Origin of the sequence: Geobacter sp. DSM 9736, from assembly GCF_900187405.1 — a bacterium.
In the GTDB taxonomy this organism is placed as follows: Bacteria; Desulfobacterota; Desulfuromonadia; order Geobacterales; family Geobacteraceae; genus DSM-9736.
In genome coordinates, this window is sequence record NZ_LT896716.1 from 2,526,290 (window position 1) to 2,542,748 (window position 16,459).

Below are 16,459 nucleotides of genomic sequence, written 5' to 3' on the forward strand. Positions count from 1 at the left end.
CGCCTGAAGAATTTTATCACGATGTTTTTCGTGAAAAATCGGCTAGATAGAGAACCCGGTATACAGCATGCGAGTTGATAAGTGGTGCATATCTCTTTATTTTCCTACCCGGGATAATCTTACGCAGACCCCCCCTTCAGTCATGCGATAAGGATTTTCCGCCAGCCCTCTCCCACTCTCCGCACCGCCTAAAATTCCCGCAGCCTCCCCGTCAGGTGCCCGGCTGAAAAAGCTTCCTTGCGGTAGCAAGCTGCTCCGGCGTTCCCAGCAGGAGCACCAGGTCCTCCGCGGCCAGCTCCCACACCGGGTCCGGGTTCGGAACAACCTCATCCTTCCGCTTTATCATGAGAACTGTCGCCCCCGACCGGCTCCTGATGGTTCCTTCCCGCAGGCTTTCCCCTTCAAGAGGAGCACCCTTCTGTACGCGGTAGGTGCCTATCTCCGCCCCCGAAAGGTAGCCGCTGATCCCCACTGCGTGACTGTGCCGCCGGCTCATGGTCCGCAGCATGTCGTAGCCATCCCGCCGCACGTCGGCGATCCGCTGCTCGATCTCGTCCTGGGGCACCATGAAATTCCTCAGCACGCGAGACAGAATCTCCACGGAAGTCTCGAACTCCTCCGGTATAACCTCGTTAACCCCCAGCTTGTAGAGGGGTTCGACCTCCATCAGGTACCTGGTGCGAACAATGATGTGCACTGCCGGGTTAAGCTGCCTCGCGAGGGCGGAGACCCTCCTGCTTGCTGCGGCATCGGAGATCGCCACCAGCAGGATACGCGCTTTGTCCAGGTGGGCATGCTCGAGAACTTCGGGCTTAGAGGCGTCTCCGAACAGAATCCGCTCCCCCTTTTTCTTCTCTGCGGTAATCGTAAAGGGGTTAGTCTCGATCACCATGTAGGGGATCTTCAGGTGCTTGAGGGAACGGGCCACATTCTTACCGTTGACGCCGTAGCCTACGATAATAACGTGCCCCGACAGGTCGTGCCGTTTCGACTCCCCAACAAGGTGACCCCGCCCTCTGCTCCACGAATGAGGTACGAAATTCACCAGCCACGCTGCCGCACCAGGGGCGATTCTTCTGAATAATGGAGTCAGTCCCATGGTCGCGATGGAGGCGGCGAGAAATATCTGGTACGCCTCCTGGGTGAGGAGGCCGTGCCGAAGCCCGCTTTGTGAAAGAACGAAGGAGAACTCACCTATCTGGGCAAGGGAAAGGGCAGCGATGACGGCGATCCGCATCGGCACCCCCAGGGCCATGACGGCTCCGGCGCCGATCAGGCTCTTGACCAGGAGTATTCCCATCACCACCCCGGCTATCAGGAAAGGGTATTTCATGAGAATCGCCGGGTCGAGAAGCATCCCGACGGATATGAAAAAGAGGCTCATGAACGCCTCCCGGAACGGCACGAGGTCGCTCAGGGCCTGCTGGCTGTACTCGGATTCGGAAATGGCGAGCCCGGCTATGAAGGCTCCAAGGGCCAGCGAGAGCCCTGCCTTCGCCGTGAGGAGAGCTGTCCCGAACCCGATGAAAATGATGGTGAGGATGAAGAGCTCGCGGCTCCTCGTCTTAACCACCTGCTTGAAAAGCCACGGGACGAAGAAACGCGCACCGTAATGAGCCGCCACGATGACGGCTGCGGCCTTTACGCCGATAAGGAGAAATCCGCGCAGCCCGTCCCCTTCACCCCCAAGGAGCGGCGTGAGGAGCATGAGCGGCACGATGCAGAGGTCCTGGAAGATGAGGATTCCGAGCGCAATCCTCCCTTGGGGGGTGTCGACTTCTCCGGAGTCGATGAGGAGTTTGAGGAGGATCGCAGTACTGGAAAGGGCGGTGAGGAATCCGAAAAAGACCGCCTGGTTAACCGGAAGCCCGAAAACGGTTCCGCATACGGCCACCGCGCCTATGGTGAGTAGGACCTGAAGCCCTCCCCCCCACAGCACGAGCTGCCGTATCCGCATCAGCTCCTTGAGTGAAAACTCGATGCCGATGGTGAATAGCAGCAGCACCACGCCTATCTCGGCCATCTGCTCGACCTGGTGGGTATTCCTGATGAAGCCGAGGGAATAGGGGCCGGCAAGCATCCCAGTGAAGAGGAAGCCGATTATGGAGGGGAAAAGGAGCTTTCGGAACAGGACGACCGTAACGAGAGCCAGTCCGAAGAGAATTTCAAGGTCCTGCAGTGCGCTGTAATCCATATGTACCCGTTTTAAGATTTAGATACGACGTGGCTGCACAAAACGTGCAGTCCGGGAATTGATAGCAAGTGCCGGTTTCATTGTCAATGATGACCTGGTTGCTCAGCAGCCTCAAACACTGAGGATCGGAGCATGGAGGAGTGCAGAAAGTCCCAAAAGCTAAAAGTGAAAAACAATAATATGACTTTGATCTGTATTCGGGTGCCCTCGCTTGTTCCTTAAGTTCCACTAAGTTATATCGAAATTGTTTTTGCCTTTTGAGAGATGAAAGAGAGGGAAAATACCTGCCAAGAGAGGAGGAAAGCTGCCGTAGAAACGGAGCGGAGAAGGTCATCTGCAGAAAGAGGCTGTCGCTGGGACAGAGCATCTATGTCCCGCTTACTCCAATGTATTCAGCGATCGAGCAGGCTCCCGTCGCCGGAACGTTCAGCTCCCCCCTCCAGCAGGGAGCGCACCAGTGGAGCTGTCTCAGCAGCCGCGAGGAGAAAGACCCGGTCGTTTTCCTCCAGCACCGTGCCGCCGCCTGGAATCAGGTACTCCCAGTCCCTCCTGATATAGACGATCAAGGCCCCGGTGGGGAGGCGAAGGTCCACGATCTGCCTTCCGGTCGCAGGCGAATTCCCGCCGATCACCACCTCCAGCATCTCCCCCGTCATGTCGTCGGGCACAACCCCGTGCAGGTGGGACCGGGGGGGATGCCGCTCCTCGAGCCCTAGCAGACGCGCCAGGGCCGGGATGGTGGTCCCCTGTAGTAGAGCCGAGGTAAGCACGATGAAGAATACGATATTGAAGAAGGTTTCCGCCTGCCCCACCCCGGCCAGCAGCGGAAAGGTCGCCAGGATGATCGGCACCGCTCCCCGCAGACCCACCCATGAGACCATGGCCTTCTCCCGCATTGTGAGCCGCGAGAAGAGCAACCCTCCGAACACGCTCAGAGGGCGTGCCGCCACCATGAGGAACGCCGCGCAGAGAAGCCCCTCCGGGATCACGGGAAGCAGATGCGACGGGAACACCTGGAGCCCCAGGATGAGGAACATGACGATCTGCATGAGCCACGCAAGCCCGTCGTGGAAGCGCATGAGGCTTCGCTTCTGCACGAGCCTGCTGTTGCCGATGACGATTCCCGCAACGTACACCGAGAGGAAACCGTTCCCCTGGAGAAGCGTGGAGCTTCCGTAGGTGAAAGGTATCAGCGCCAGAGTGAGCACCGAATAGAGCCCTTCGTGCTCCAGCCGCAGGCGGTTGATAAGGTGGACGGCACCCCTTCCCACGGCATACCCGTAAAATGCGCCGAACCCCATCTGCCAGGCAACTGTAGGCACGAGAATCCCCATGCGCGACTGTCCCTCTACGACAAGGGTGGTGATGGCGATGGTGAGAAGCACAGCCATCGGGTCGTTGCTCCCCGATTCCAGTTCGAGGAGCGATTTCATATCATCCTTCAGGCGTATGTTGCGGGAGCGGAGCACGGCGAACACCGCGGCGGCATCGGTGGAGGAGACTATGGACCCTAGGAGCAACCCTTCCAGCCACCCGAATCCGAGAACCGCATGGGCGAACCACCCCATCAGGAGCGCGGTGAGGCAGACGCCGAGGGTCGAGAGGGCGATCCCCGCCCGGAGAACAGGGCGGACGCTGCGCCAGTCGGTGTCCATACCCCCGGAAAAGAGTATTGCAGCAAGGGCGATTACCCCCGCCGACTGGACGAGCCGCGGGTCGTCGAAATGGATTCCCCCTGGCCCCTCCGAACCGGCAAGCATGCCGACGGCAAGAAAGAGGAGGAGCGCCGGTATGCCGAGCCGGCTCGAGACCTTGCTCGCCAGGATGCTCAGGAGCAGGAGGACCGAGCCCCCGAAGAGCAGGTATTCAAGAGGGACGTTCATGTAATTCCTTCGGTTCGTCTCGCCATGACGTTTCCCGGCGAGCTGCTACACTTTGAATGATACGGTACTGCGGACAAGGCGCAATGAAACATTGGGGCACTAAAAACGGATCTGCAGCGTTTTTGCGACTGCTCAGCCAGCACCTCGCGCTCTTTATCGCATGCCTGCTGCTGTGCGGCTGCCATGTAACGCGTGGTTATGAAGCCGCGCTCCTGCTGGCGGACATCGCCTCCGGCCGCCAACCGAGCCGTCTGAAAAAGGTCACTCCCGACCCGTCACAGCATGAGATAGCCTACACAGCCTTGGGAGAGAAGGGACGGGGCGACCTCTACCTCCCCGGCGAAACTCCACTGGCCGGGATACTCCTTCTTCCCGGCGCCGCCGAAAACGGAAAGGATGATCCGCGCCTGCGCGCCTTCGCCACGAGCCTCGCCCGGGCAAGGTTCACCGTCCTCGTACCGGATCTGGAGGGCTTCCGTTCCCTGCGGGTCGGAAGCCGCGACATCGGGGAGACCGCCGCCGCCTTCGCCTGGTTCGTATCGCGGCCTGATCTTGTCCCGGGGGGACGAGGAGGGATCTGCTCCTTCAGCTACGCCTCCGGCCCAGCAATCCTCGCTGCCCTGGACAAGCGTATCAGCGGCCGGGTCCGCTTCATGATGATAATCGGTGGATACTACGACCTTGCAGACGTCCTTGTTTTTTTCACAACCGGATACTACCGGGAGAACGGGGCACTCCGGCACAGGGAGCCGAACCGGTACGGCACCTGGGCCTTCGTGGCGAGCAACCTGGAACGCATCGGCAATCCCTCCGACCGTCGACTCCTGCGCATCGCAGCGCAGCGGAAGATGGAAGACCTCGACGCCCCGGTGGAGGATCTTGCCGAAGATCTCGGCCCCGAGGGGAGAAGCCTCTACCGGTTCATCGACAACCGCGATCCGGCGCGGGCGACTCTTCTGATGGAAAAACTTCCCGGGCCGATCCGCAAGGAGATCGAGCTTCTAAACATCGCAAATCGCGACCTCACCGCTTTGAAATCACGGATGATTCTGATCCACGGATATGACGACGACATCATCCCCTTCACCGAGAGCATTGCTCTAGCGCGGGCGCTTCCTCCCGACAGGAGGACGCTATGCCTGGTACGGGGGCTGATGCACGTTGACCTTGAACCGAGGCTCGCCGACACGTACAGGCTCTGGCGGGCAATCTCGGCGCTGCTGCGGGAAAGGGGCTGAAATCGGCGAATCGGGTCACCGGTTTTCGAGGCGGAAGGAGACCGATTTCCCCGGCTCCAGGGTGTGCTCCTCGTCGGCGAACCTTATCCTGACCGGCTTCGGTTCCCCTTCCCCCGATGAAATCATCAGGCTGTCCCGCGTGGTCACGACGTCGAACCAGGTACCGCGGTGCTTGATGCGCATGGAGATGCTGTCTATCGAGTCCGGAATGCACGGATTGAACTGGAGCACCCCCTTTATGAACCGCAGCCCCAGGGAGCAACGCTGGATCATGTCGACGCTGCCCGCCATCGCCCCCAGGTGTATCCCCTCATGGGTCGTCCCACCCTGAATGTCGCAGATGTCGCTCTCCAGTGCGCGCCGGAAGACCTGCCAGGCGCGATGCCGGTCGGATCTCGCCATCACCCAGGAATGAACCACGTTGCTCAGGGTGGAGCCATGGGAGCTGCGGGCTGCGTAGTATTCAACGTTCCTGTGGATCATCCTCGGCTCGAACCGGTATCCCATGGCGGTGAACAGCTCGTCCAGTTCCTCGGCAGAGAAGAGGTAGAAGAGCATGATGACGTCAGCCTGCTTCGATACCCGGTAGCGGTTCGGAGTATCCCCCTCCGCTTCGAGGATCCGGTCGAGGCGCTGGATGTCGCCGTATTTTGCGCGATATCCCTCCCAGTCGAATTCGGCCAGGGTCTCGTACTCCTCGAACTGGCTGATGATATCGCCGTCATGAAATGGAACCCGCATGGTGCGTATGACATCCTGCCACCGCTCCGTTTCAGCCGAATCGAGACCGATGCTTTCCCTGAGGTCGCGCGACCTCCCTGGTGAAAGCAGGTCGAGGGCTTTCAGCGCCGTGCGCAGCACCCACACAGCCATGACGTTCGTGTAGGCGTTGTTGTTCAGCCCCGGCTTCTCCGCCCCCGGATAACGGTCGTGGTACTCGTCGGGGCCCATAACGCCCAGGATCTCGTGGCGCCCCGACCGCTCGCTCCAGGTCGCCAGGGAGGCGTAAAGCCGGGCGATTTCAAGGATCATCTCGATCCCGTAGGTCGCCATGAACTCCTTGTCGCCGGTAGTGTCGTAGTAGTGCCAGACGTTGTAAGCGATAGCCGCGTTCACGTGGCGCTGGAGGTGGCTGTTATCGGGAAGCCAGCGCCCCGACTTCGGGTTGAGGTGGACGTGCTGGGTCTCTTCGCGCCCGGTGCTGCCGCTCTGCCAGGGAAAAAGGGCTCCCGAAAGGCCCGCCTGCCGCGCAGCGACCCGCGCCGCCGGAAGCCTCCGGTACCGGTAGAGAAGAAGGGAGCGGGTAAGCACCGGTATCCTGAAGTTGAGATAGGGAAAGATGAAGAGCTCGTCCCAGAAGATGTGCCCCCTGTAAGCTTCCCCGTGCCATCCCCGTGCCGGAACGCCGGTGTCCAGATCGATGGAGTTACGGGAGACGGTCTGTAGCAGGTGAAAGATGTGAAGCCGGAGGATCATCTGTGTGCAGCCGTTGGCGGAAATGTTGATGTCGCACCTGTCCCAGAGGTGGTCCCACTCGGTGACGTGGCTGCGCAGCAGGTCGTCGAATCCGCCGCTCCGCTGCGACAACTCGATGGCGTCGAGCAGGGGTTCCGAAATTGCGAAGTCGCGGGAGCTGAAAAGGGTCACCAGCTTCTCGAAACGCAGAGGCGTGTTCTGAACGGCGTCGAGGACCATTTCTGTAAGGATGTATCCCGGCTGCTCCACCACCCGCCGCTCCCCCTCCACGATGGTTCCCGCAGTGAGGATGGTACGGGCGGCCTGCGCTATGCGGAGGCCGGACTGGGTGGTCTCAACAAGCAGATAGATCCCGTCTTCACCGAAGACCCCCTGTTTCAGTGTTTCCAGGTGCTTGGAGTTGAGCTGACGGTACCGCTCGACACCGGAATTGACTATCGTGCCGTCCAGCCCGGAATGAACCGTTATACGGCCAGACCAGTTCTCCGGGGTTATGGTGATCTCCTGGGCTGCCTGATGCATCGACCCCATGTGGACGAAACGGCGGAATGCAACGGTGGTCTCCCGCTTCTGCCTGTCCCTGTAGCGCACCATCCGGGAAAGCACACCCTGCTTCATGTCCAGTTCCTGACGGTACGCCACGATCTCCGCCGACATGAGGTTGAACCAGTCCCCCCCCTCGGGCTTGAATCTGAAGATGAGCCAGTTGGGAAGATTCACGAGGTCTTCGTTTTCCACCACCCGCCCCGCCACCTCCGTCTTCAGCCTGTTGTACCCCCCGGCCAGGTATGTGCCCGGATAATGGACATTGCTTGCCCAGGCCTCCGGGGCCGCCCCGCGGGTCGCGAAATACCCGTTGCCGAGAGTGCATAGAGCTTCCCGCAGCCCTTCCTCCGCAGGATCATAGCTGTCATAGACAAGTATCCAGGGGTCCATTAGAGTCCTCCCGCGCAGAAGCCGGCCAGGCTCTCCAGAAACTTCCGCACCTCGCCGGTGTCCTTCAGCCGGTATGAAGCGGACGTTTCGGCAGGAGCATCCTGCACGGCGATGCCGATCCCCCGCCCTTCCAGTTCGCCGAAAGCATCCTCGTCGGTGACGTCATCCCCGATGTACAGTGGTATCACGTCGGGACGGTCCAGGTGGAGCGCACGGAGCAGGGCCAGGAGGGCCTTCCCCTTGTGCCAGTCCACGGCGGGACGCAGCTCGAATATCTTCTTCCCTCCGGTCTTGCGGAGCCGGGGGTTCAGCGCGACGAGGGCATCCACCGCACGCTCCACCTGCACCGCCTGTTCAGCCGCTACCCGCCGGTAATGAACGGCCACGGCGAACTTTTTCCTCTCAATCAGTATCCCGGGGATCCGGGCGAGGTCGGCGGTCAGCTTTCGGCCGGCTTCTTCCAGGTCGGGAAGGAAATCGACCCCTACCCTGTTTTCCAGGTGGAGCCCCTCCGGACCTCCCATGTCGAATCCGTGACTCCCGGCGTAGAATATCGAGTCCAGGGCGACGAGACGCCGTACGTCCGGAAGGTCCCTTCCGCTGATGACGGCAACTGTGCAACGGCGTGCAAGATCCGTCACCACACTGCGCGTCTCGTCGGACATCAGGGCACGGTCGGGAGTCTCGGCGATGGGGACAAGAGTGCCGTCGTAGTCGAGGAAGATGGCGAGGCGCCTTCCCCGGCACCGCTCCCTTATCTCGTCCAGGGAGGCGAGGGCCGACGGGCGCAGCGCAGCAGCTCCCTCCTCCACCGCCACCTCTGCCAGATCCCCCACGACCAGGTCCGCCCCGTGGTAGCGAAGCGCCTCCCGGTTCCCCCCCCGGTCCACCCCGATGACGAAGCCGAAGCCTCCCGCCCTCCCCGCCTCCACCCCTGAAACCGCGTCCTCCACCACCAGGGCCCGCGAAGGCGCAACCCCCAGCCGCCGGGCGGCTTCAAGGAAGATATCGGGGGCGGGTTTACCCGCGATCCCCAGACGGGCAGACTCAACCCCGTCCACCCGCACGTCGAAGAGGTCCAAAAGCTGAACCTTCTCAAGGATTATCTCGCAGTTACGGCTGGAGGAGATGATCGAGGTTTTCATCCCGAGGCGCTTGAGAAGGTGCACGAACTGTACGGTGGAGCGGTAGACGGTGACCCCCTGCTCCCGGAGGAGCCGGAGGAACAGGTCGTTCTTGAGGCGGCCGAGGCCGTGGACGGTTACGGCCTCGGGAGGGTCCTCGGGCGTACCTTCGGGGAGCAGGATTCCGCGGGAGGCGAGAAAGCTCCTGATGCCGTCGAAACGGGGCTTGCCATCGATGTATATCCGGTATTCAGCCATCTCGAAGGGGCGGAAGGGATCGCCGGTACGAGGGGCACGGAGGGCGAGGAAGCGATCGAACATCTCCTTCCATGCCCGGGCATGGACCGACGCCGTGTCGGTCACCACCCCGTCCAGGTCGAAGATGGCCCCGTCGAAATCGGATGGGCGGATGACCGGCCCGCGCCTCACGGAATCACTGCACATGAATGCCTCCTCGTCCGCGTTTGACGGCCGCAAGCTCAACCCGCGGCTGCCTGCCGTTTCCTCCTGATCCACTTGTCCACCTCCACCAGCACCACCACCGATGCCGAGATCGCCACGATCCGCACCCACTCCACACCCCCGAGAGGAACCGTACGGAAAACCCACTGGAGGGGCGGCGCGTAGATGACGGCCAACTGCGCGACGAAGGCAGCGATCATGCTGTAGAAGAGGAAAGGATTGCTGAACGGACTGATGTGGAAGATGGATCCCAGCTCCGAGCGGCTGTTCCATGCCTGGAAAAACTGGAAGAAGACCATGGTGGTCACCGCCACGGTCCGTGCATGCTCCAGGCTCTGGCCCCCCCGAAGCGTCACCACGAAGTTGCAGACCACTCCCGCCGCGATGAGCAGGCCCACGAGAATGGTCCTCTCCATGAGAAGTCGGGACATGATCCCCTCCTGAGGGGGGCGGGGGGGCCGGTCGATGATCCCTTTCTCCTCCGGCTCGAAGGCGAGGGCCACGTCCTGGAGGCCGTTGGTCACCAGGTTGATCCAGAGGAGCTGGGCGGGGACGTAGGGGATCGGCATCCCGAGCACCATGGTGCCGATGATGGAGAGGATGGCGGCGACCCCGGTGGGGATGAGGAAGAAGGTCACCTTGCGGAGGTTGTCGAAGACGATCCTCCCCTCCTTCACCGCGCTGAAGATGCTGGCGAAGTTGTCATCGGCCAGCACCATGTCGGAGGCCTCCTTGGCCACGTCGGTGCCGGTTATACCCATGGCGATGCCGATGTGGGCGGATTTGAGGGCCGGAGCGTCGTTGACGCCGTCGCCGGTCATGGCCACCACCTCACCGTGCCTGACGAGCTGCTGGGTTATCCGCAGCTTGTGCTGGGGAGATACACGGGCATAGACCGACACCTCCCGTACCCGCTCGAAGAGCTCCTCGTCGCTCATCGCCTCCAGCTCCCGCCCCGTGATGACGGGAGCGCCGGGGCCGATGATGCCGAGCTCGCGCCCGATGGCCTCGGCCGTAACGGCGTGATCCCCGGTGATCATGACCACCCGAACCCCAGCCCTGTGACATCCGGCGATGGCGTCGATGACTTCGGTGCGGGGAGGATCGATCATCCCCTGCAGCCCTGAGAATAGAAGCCCACCCTCTTCCACGTCGCGGTGGGTCAGTTCATTCGTACCATCCGCCACCTTCTTCCAGGCGAAGGCCAGTACCCGCATCCCCTGGGCAGCGAGTTCCGTTGCCGCAGCGAGCATCTCCTTTCTCCGTGATCCCTCGGCAGCGCACATCTCCACGACCCGCTCGGGGGCTCCCTTGACAAAAAGATACGCCCCCTCCCCGTGCCGGTGGAGGGTCGCCATGTACCCCCGCTCCGATTCGAAGGGAACGATAGCCAGCTGCTCGTACCGCTCCTTTTCCTCCTCGACGGCGAGTCCCCCCTTGACGGCGGAGACGATGAGGGCACCTTCTGTCGGGTCGCCGCTCACCCTGAACCGCCCCTCCTCCTCGTAGACGTCGGACTCGTTGCAGAGCAGGCCGATCCGCAAAAGGCGCAAGAGGGCCTCGTTCTCCGGGAGTGCGGTCTTCTTCCCTCCGAGGAGGATCTCCCCCGCGGGTGCGTAGCCTATTCCCGTCACCTCGTAGAGCCGTTCCCCGTCGTGGAGGCGGGTGACGGTCATCTCGTTTCGGGTGAGGGTGCCGGTCTTGTCGGAGCAGATCACCGTGGTGCTGCCGAGGGTCTCCACCGCGGGGAGCTTCCGGATGATGGCGTTCGTCCGCGCCATCCGCGCCACCCCCACCGCCATCGCAATGGTGACGACGATGGGCAGCCCCTCGGGGATCGTTGCCACGGCCGCGGCCACCGCCGTCATGAACATCTCCTTTACGCTCTCTCCCATAAGGAGGCCGACCGCAAAGAGCGCCCCCGATGCCCCCATCACCAGGAGCCCGATCATCCGGGCGAAGCGGTCGATCTTCTCCTGGATAGGGGCCTTCACCAGGCCGATATCCCTGACCTCGCCTGCGATGGTGCCGAGGATTGTCGATGCGCCGGTCGCCGTAACGACCCCCCTGGCCCGGCCGTTCACCACGGCGGTCCCCATGAACGCCATGTTCGTCTGGTCGGCGGGGATGAGATTTTCGCCGGCAACCGGAGCGGCTCCCTTCTCCACGGGGAGGGATTCCCCGGTGAGCATCGCCTCGTCGATCCGCAGCTCGTTCACGTGGAGAAGCCGCAGATCCGCCGGGACCCGCGCACCGGAAGCGAGCAGCACCAGGTCCCCCGGCACGAGCTCGGCGCTGGAGAGCTCCTTCTCCCTCCCATCCCGTATCACCCGCGCCTTGGGCACCACGAGCTTCTTGAGGGACTGGACGCTCTCCTCCGCCTTGTACTCCTGGAGGTACCCGATGACGGCGTTGAGGAGCACCACCGCGATGATGACCCCGGCGTCGATGTACTCCCCCAGGAGGATGGTCACCACCGCGGCCACCAGAAGAATGAAGATGAGGGGGCTCGTGAACTGGTGGAGGAGGATCGCGAGGCGGCTGATCTTCTCTTCTTCGGCAAGTTTGTTGGGGCCGTAACGGGCAAGCCGTTCTCGAGCCTCCTGCCCGCTGAGCCCCCCGTCTGGAGTGCTTAGCTTCTCCAGGACATCCCGGGCTTCCATCTCGTACCAGAGCACCTTTGCGCCTCCGCAACCACGTAATGTACACCCCCCATGGGGAGGTGTGGGCATCATATAAAGCAGGTGCCGGTCTTCGACCCGCATGCAGTCCGCTCACCTTCAATCTAGCAGCTCAGGCCGGGGAGTCAACCGAAGGGGGTGGGCGCCTGATGTATTCGCTCTCTCAGGAAGATGACCCCTGACTTTGTACCCTTGAAGGAAGTCTCCCCTGGCCTTCCGCCACATTGAATCTGCCAGGGGTTGTGCATCTCATGGAACATGAAGACCCAGGGATGGCTTGAACCAACCCTGCAATGATCGCGATATTCCGCCGGATAATGACCTTGACAGGAGCGGTCCGATTCATTTAACCTCCAAACGGTTGTTATCCCTTCCGAGACAAGACCGCCATGGATTTCCCTTCCATCTTTCATAGATTTCTGGCCTCCGTCATGATCATGGTGATTTTCACCCTCACCGTGCAGAGCTTCGGCATCGCGTCTCCTTCTCCGGGAACGGTTACCGTTGCGGCTTCTACGGCGGATGCGGGTTTCACATGGCAGGCTGACGATACGGAGCATGACCACGACTGTCCCGCCACGGAATCTTCAACTAACTACAGTCCCTTCTGTTTTGAAACCTATCTGCTTCCCCAGTACTACCCCGACATCGCCCTGCTAACGGGTTTTGAGCCGTCCTCGGTTTTTCCGGAAGTCTACCGGGAACGTCTCCTTCCCCCTCACAACCGAATCGCTGACCAAGGTTGATCCTGAAGGGGAGCACCCACTCCTTTTCTACGTCAGTATTTCCGTCTCAGATAGACCAAAAAGGTCTTGATGACACCATGCGATTCCCGGCGCAGTCGCGGCTGTCGCCGAAAACATACCATTCAGGAATGCGCTGTTACAGGAGCACGTTGTGAGAGAAAAGATAAACCTTCTGCGGGAATTTTCCGTTCCGCTGCTTGCAGGTGTTATGGTCGCCCTGGTATGGGCAAACGTTTCGCCGCAAGGCTACCACCACTTTGTCGAGAGCCCGTTTCTCGGAAACCTGAGTTTTCATTTCGTTACCAACGAGCTGTTCATGGTCCTGTTCTTCGGCATGGCAGCAGTCGAGATAACACAGAGCTGCCTCCCGGGAGGTGACCTGAACCCTCCCCGGAAGGCGATAAACCCGCTGCTGGCCACATTAGGGGGTGTTGTCGGTCCGGTTGCGGTATACCTGGCTCTGAACGTTCTAATCGGCTCGCCTCTCCTTACAAGGGGATGGGGGATTCCTACGGCCACCGATATCGCCCTCGCGTGGCTCGCGGCAAGGATAGTGTTCGGCGCCCGCCATCCTGCCGTCTCGTTCCTGCTGCTTCTTGCCATAGCAGACGACGCCATCGGCCTTGCCATAATTGCGGTTTTCTATCCCGATCCGGCTGTTCCGATGGCTCCCGCCTGGCTCCTCCTTCCGTTGCTGGGGATGGGGGCGGCTCTGCTCCTGCGGACCCTCAAGATCCAGAGCTACTGGCCCTATATCCTCATCGGGGGCACGCTCTGCTGGACCGGGCTCTTCAAGGCGCACCTACATCCTGCCCTGGCCCTGGTTTTTGTCGTACCCTTCATCCCGCACCCCCCTCGTGAACGCATGGGCATCTTCGAGACCGATCCGCACGACCGCTCTCCGCTGGCAAGTTTCGAGCACGACTGGAAGATAGTGGTTGACTTCGGCCTCTTCATGTTCGGGCTTGCAAACGCCGGCGTGGAGTTTTCGGAAATAGGGACGGTGACTTGGCTGGTCCTGATCGCACTACTCCTCGGCAAAACCGCCGGCATCTTCATCATGGGATGGCTGGGTGCCCGGCTAGGGTTCCCGCTCCCCGGGAACGTCGGCTACAAGGAACTCGCCCTCACAGGATTGATTGCGGGGATAGGCCTCACCGTCGCCCTGTTCGTGGCAGGAGAAGCTTTTACGGAACCGGGCGTCCAGGGAGCGGCTAAAATGGGAGCGTTGCTGAGCGGAGCGGCCGCGATCGCGGCTATCCTGTTCGGCAAACTATTTCGTGTCAGGAAGATCGAATGAGGCGTGATACCTGCTGCAATGCCTGCTTCTCCTCCTCTGCAGACATGATTATCGAGGTGTCTTGAATGCGGGCATATCCTTATATAGTCAGGGTGTCGGCATGCGCGATGCTGTTCGTCACCCTCGCATTCGCCACAAGCGGGCTCACGGTGCGGGAGCAGCTCCTGGAGCCGTTCCACGAGCGGGTGACGGACGGCAAAGGTACAGTTGCGGCTGACGACGCCGGCCAGGGGGTCAGCGCGGACCAGAAGCCCAGGTTCTATTTCTTCGACTCCCCCTCCTTCTGGGGAATTCCGGGCTCCCTGCTGAGATATCTCCCCCTTGTTTCCTTCCTTCACATAGCGATACCATTCAAGGCGCTCACGGATGTCTTCAGGGACATCTTCATCCCCCCGGAACGGCCCTCTCTTTCCTGATCCCGGACCCGCAGAGGCCGATGATTCCGGCCGCTGCCGACTCAACATCTTGCACAAGAGAGGAATAGAACGTGACAAAAATAGCATCCTACTGGATTTTCGTTACCGCCTGCACGCTTGCACTATCCGCAGGCTGCGCAAAAAAGGAAATGATAAGAGCAGACGAGCAGGCATCGGCAACAGCCCCGTCCGCGAAGGGGCAGCCTGACCCGTCTGCCCTCCCCCCGACGGCCGTTGCCGAAGAAGGCATCAGCCCCGGAACTGTCGGCGAAACCCCTCTCGCGGAGCGTGACGACCTGCGGGCGGAGCAGCTCCGCACACTTGAAGCGGTCTACTTCAGCTTCGATTCTTTCACCCTCACCAAAGAAGCCCGGGACATCCTTTACCGGAATGCCGGGTGGCTCGAAAAGAACCCCCAGGTGAACGTGCAGCTGGAGGGGCATACGGACGAGCGGGGCTCAGGGGAATACAACCTGGCTCTCGGTGAGAAAAGGGCCCTGTCGGCACAAAAATACCTCAGGACCCTCGGCATCGCGGAAGATCGCCTCTCCGTCATAAGTTACGGTGAGGAGAAACCCGCGGCAAGCGGCCACGACGAGACCGCCTGGAGCAGGAACAGGCGCGTGGAGTTCGTTATCAAGTAGAGACATTGGGGGGAGCGGTTTTGCCCGCTCCCCCGCCTTCGTCATTTCTCCCACAGTATCGCGGCATAGATGCCGTTGGAGCAGTCCACAGCCGAGATCACCATTTCCACGGCAACATTCCCCCCTCCTGAAATGGCCACCAGCGCCTGCATCCTCACCCCCTGCATCGGCTCCATGCCTCGACAGCGGGGGAGCCGGGAACGAATCTCCCCGGTGACGAGAGAAAAGAAATCCCTCCCCAGCAGTTCCCCCTTCTCCAGCCCGAACAGACGTTCAGCCCTCGTATTGAAAAGGATGATGTTGCCTCCTTCTATGAAGGTGACTATGGCAGCATCGGACATCTCGACTATGGCGCGGTACCTGCGCTCGGAGTTTCGGTACTGGTCCGTCCTCATCTGAAGTTCGTGCATCATCTCGTTGTAGGCCGCGACGAGGGCACGGATATCCGGGTCCGCCCCCGGAGGGGTGACCGGCGTGAATGTTCCGGTCTTTGCCATGCCTGTAACCGTCTCGGCCAGCTCTGCAACCGGATCGATGATCTTGCGGCGCATGAGCTTGCCGATCAGATACACGACGAGAAGAAAGATGACCCCCTTGACGAAGAGGCCGCCGTACATGCTCCACCCTTCCGGGTAGAATTCATCCATCGGAATGGTAACCGCGACGGCCCCGATGAGATCCCCTGAAGAGTGACCGTAGATGCGATGGCCCCGGGGGAAGAGGGAACGGACGGACGGTGGAGCATCATCACGTGCACCGTGGCAGGAAAGACATTTTTCGCTGACGGTCAGAGCCTGCACGTACAGGAATTCCTTCCTCCCCTCCCCCTTCAGAAGACGAGACGCTTCACGACGGCTTGAGCTCTGCACGAGCGGCTTCAAAGCCGTTTCAACATCCGTGGGGCGGAAGTGTTCACTGGCGGGAAGAAAGGACACGACCCTGATCAGGAACCTCTCCGGTGCAGTTACCCGGTTCACCACAGCCTCAAGATCAGTGGATCGATGGGTGGCCGGCACACCCGGCCGCATTACGGGTGCTACCCCAACCGCCTCTCCCATGAGCTCTGCCACCTCACCCGCCACCAGCCGCGCCTCGTTCAGCACAAGCCTGTCGATAAGGGTCCGGTTTCGTTGATAGGTGAAGAGGCTCGAAACCAGGAGCAGGCATAACATGAGGATCAGCATGAAAATGGTGAACCGTGTACCCATCCTGAAAGTAGAAGGGCGCATCACTCCTCCCCGTCCGCCTTTTCCATCCAGTTTAACCGATGGGGACTTTGTGACAATACGCAAGGTGCGCTCCGTTGCCATATGCCTCGCATCATTTATAATGAAGTGCAGGCGCATCAAGAACTGATTC

The 16,459-nt window shown here is 61.0% G+C and carries 11 protein-coding genes; 5 read left to right on the forward strand and 6 right to left on the reverse strand.

Going from position 1 to position 16,459, the window contains the following annotated elements; all coding sequences use genetic code 11:
* Positions 1 to 211: 211 nt before the first annotated feature.
* Both CFB04_RS11435 and CFB04_RS11440 read right to left on the reverse strand, forming a co-directional pair.
* The gene (locus CFB04_RS11435; protein WP_088535391.1) at positions 212 to 2,194 is read right to left on the reverse strand and encodes a monovalent cation:proton antiporter family protein; all 1,983 of its coding nucleotides are present in this window, start codon (positions 2,192 to 2,194) and stop codon (positions 212 to 214) included.
* A gap of 392 nt (positions 2,195 to 2,586) precedes the next feature.
* Positions 2,587 to 4,077: a potassium/proton antiporter gene (locus CFB04_RS11440; protein WP_088535392.1), complete on the reverse strand. Its 1,491-nt coding sequence runs from the start codon at positions 4,075 to 4,077 to the stop codon at positions 2,587 to 2,589.
* 83 nt (positions 4,078 to 4,160) lie between these two features.
* Between CFB04_RS11440 and CFB04_RS11445 the strand changes: the two genes are divergently transcribed.
* Positions 4,161 to 5,315, forward strand: a complete 1,155-nt coding sequence (locus CFB04_RS11445; protein ID WP_231934165.1) for an alpha/beta hydrolase — start codon at positions 4,161 to 4,163, stop codon at positions 5,313 to 5,315.
* A 15-nt stretch (positions 5,316 to 5,330) separates the two neighbouring features.
* Here the strand turns inward: CFB04_RS11445 and CFB04_RS11450 are convergent, their stop codons facing one another.
* Genes CFB04_RS11450 through CFB04_RS11460 form a run of 3 tightly spaced genes read right to left on the reverse strand, consistent with a single transcriptional unit; the run spans position 5,331 to position 12,078 of the window.
* Entirely contained in the window at positions 5,331 to 7,727 is a 2,397-nt protein-coding gene (locus CFB04_RS11450) for a glycoside hydrolase family 65 protein (protein ID WP_088535393.1), read from the reverse strand.
* Positions 7,727 to 9,295, reverse strand: a complete 1,569-nt coding sequence (gene otsB / locus CFB04_RS11455) for a trehalose-phosphatase (protein WP_088535394.1) — start codon at positions 9,293 to 9,295, stop codon at positions 7,727 to 7,729. The genes CFB04_RS11450 and otsB overlap by 1 nt, the downstream gene beginning before the upstream one ends.
* Positions 9,296 to 9,330: 35 nt before the next feature.
* Complete coding sequence (locus CFB04_RS11460) at positions 9,331 to 12,078, reverse strand: HAD-IC family P-type ATPase (protein WP_231934166.1); 2,748 nt, start codon at positions 12,076 to 12,078, stop codon at positions 9,331 to 9,333.
* Between the two features lie 305 nt (positions 12,079 to 12,383).
* Here CFB04_RS11460 and CFB04_RS11465 point away from each other — a divergent pair, with 305 nt between their 5' ends.
* From CFB04_RS11465 to pal, 4 genes are all read left to right on the forward strand, one after another.
* On the forward strand, positions 12,384 to 12,740 hold the full coding sequence (locus CFB04_RS11465) for a hypothetical protein (RefSeq protein ID WP_088535396.1): 357 nt from the start codon (positions 12,384 to 12,386) through the stop codon (positions 12,738 to 12,740).
* Positions 12,741 to 12,891: 151 nt separating this feature from the next.
* The gene (locus tag CFB04_RS11470; RefSeq protein ID WP_088535397.1) at positions 12,892 to 14,040 is read left to right on the forward strand and encodes a Na+/H+ antiporter NhaA; all 1,149 of its coding nucleotides are present in this window, start codon (positions 12,892 to 12,894) and stop codon (positions 14,038 to 14,040) included.
* A gap of 65 nt (positions 14,041 to 14,105) precedes the next feature.
* Positions 14,106 to 14,456 carry a hypothetical protein gene (locus CFB04_RS11475; protein WP_088535398.1) on the forward strand — a complete coding sequence of 117 codons (351 nt, stop codon included), beginning with the start codon at positions 14,106 to 14,108 and terminating at the stop codon, positions 14,454 to 14,456.
* A gap of 71 nt (positions 14,457 to 14,527) precedes the next feature.
* Entirely contained in the window at positions 14,528 to 15,100 is a 573-nt protein-coding gene (gene pal, locus CFB04_RS11480; protein WP_231934167.1) for a peptidoglycan-associated lipoprotein Pal, read from the forward strand.
* 41 nt (positions 15,101 to 15,141) lie between these two features.
* On the opposite strand, the gene CFB04_RS11485 is transcribed toward pal, so the two are convergent.
* Complete coding sequence (locus tag CFB04_RS11485; RefSeq protein WP_172825485.1) at positions 15,142 to 16,392, reverse strand: DUF3365 domain-containing protein; 1,251 nt, start codon at positions 16,390 to 16,392, stop codon at positions 15,142 to 15,144.
* Positions 16,393 to 16,459 lie beyond the last annotated feature (67 nt).

Bases quoted from the DNA above. Each gene is read 5' to 3' on its own strand.
- CFB04_RS11465 (WP_088535396.1), top strand. From the start codon at position 12,384: ATGGATTTCCCTTCCATCTTTCATAGATTTCTGGCCTCCGTCATGATC.
- CFB04_RS11440 (WP_088535392.1), bottom strand. From the start codon at position 4,077: ATGAACGTCCCTCTTGAATACCTGCTCTTCGGGGGCTCGGTCCTCCTG.
- CFB04_RS11460 (WP_231934166.1), bottom strand. From the start codon at position 12,078: ATGCGGGTCGAAGACCGGCACCTGCTTTATATGATGCCCACACCTCCC.
- CFB04_RS11435 (WP_088535391.1), bottom strand. From the start codon at position 2,194: ATGGATTACAGCGCACTGCAGGACCTTGAAATTCTCTTCGGACTGGCT.
- CFB04_RS11450 (WP_088535393.1), bottom strand. From the start codon at position 7,727: ATGGACCCCTGGATACTTGTCTATGACAGCTATGATCCTGCGGAGGAA.
- CFB04_RS11475 (WP_088535398.1), top strand. From the start codon at position 14,106: ATGCGGGCATATCCTTATATAGTCAGGGTGTCGGCATGCGCGATGCTG.
- otsB (WP_088535394.1), bottom strand. From the start codon at position 9,295: ATGTGCAGTGATTCCGTGAGGCGCGGGCCGGTCATCCGCCCATCCGAT.
- CFB04_RS11445 (WP_231934165.1), top strand. From the start codon at position 4,161: ATGAAACATTGGGGCACTAAAAACGGATCTGCAGCGTTTTTGCGACTG.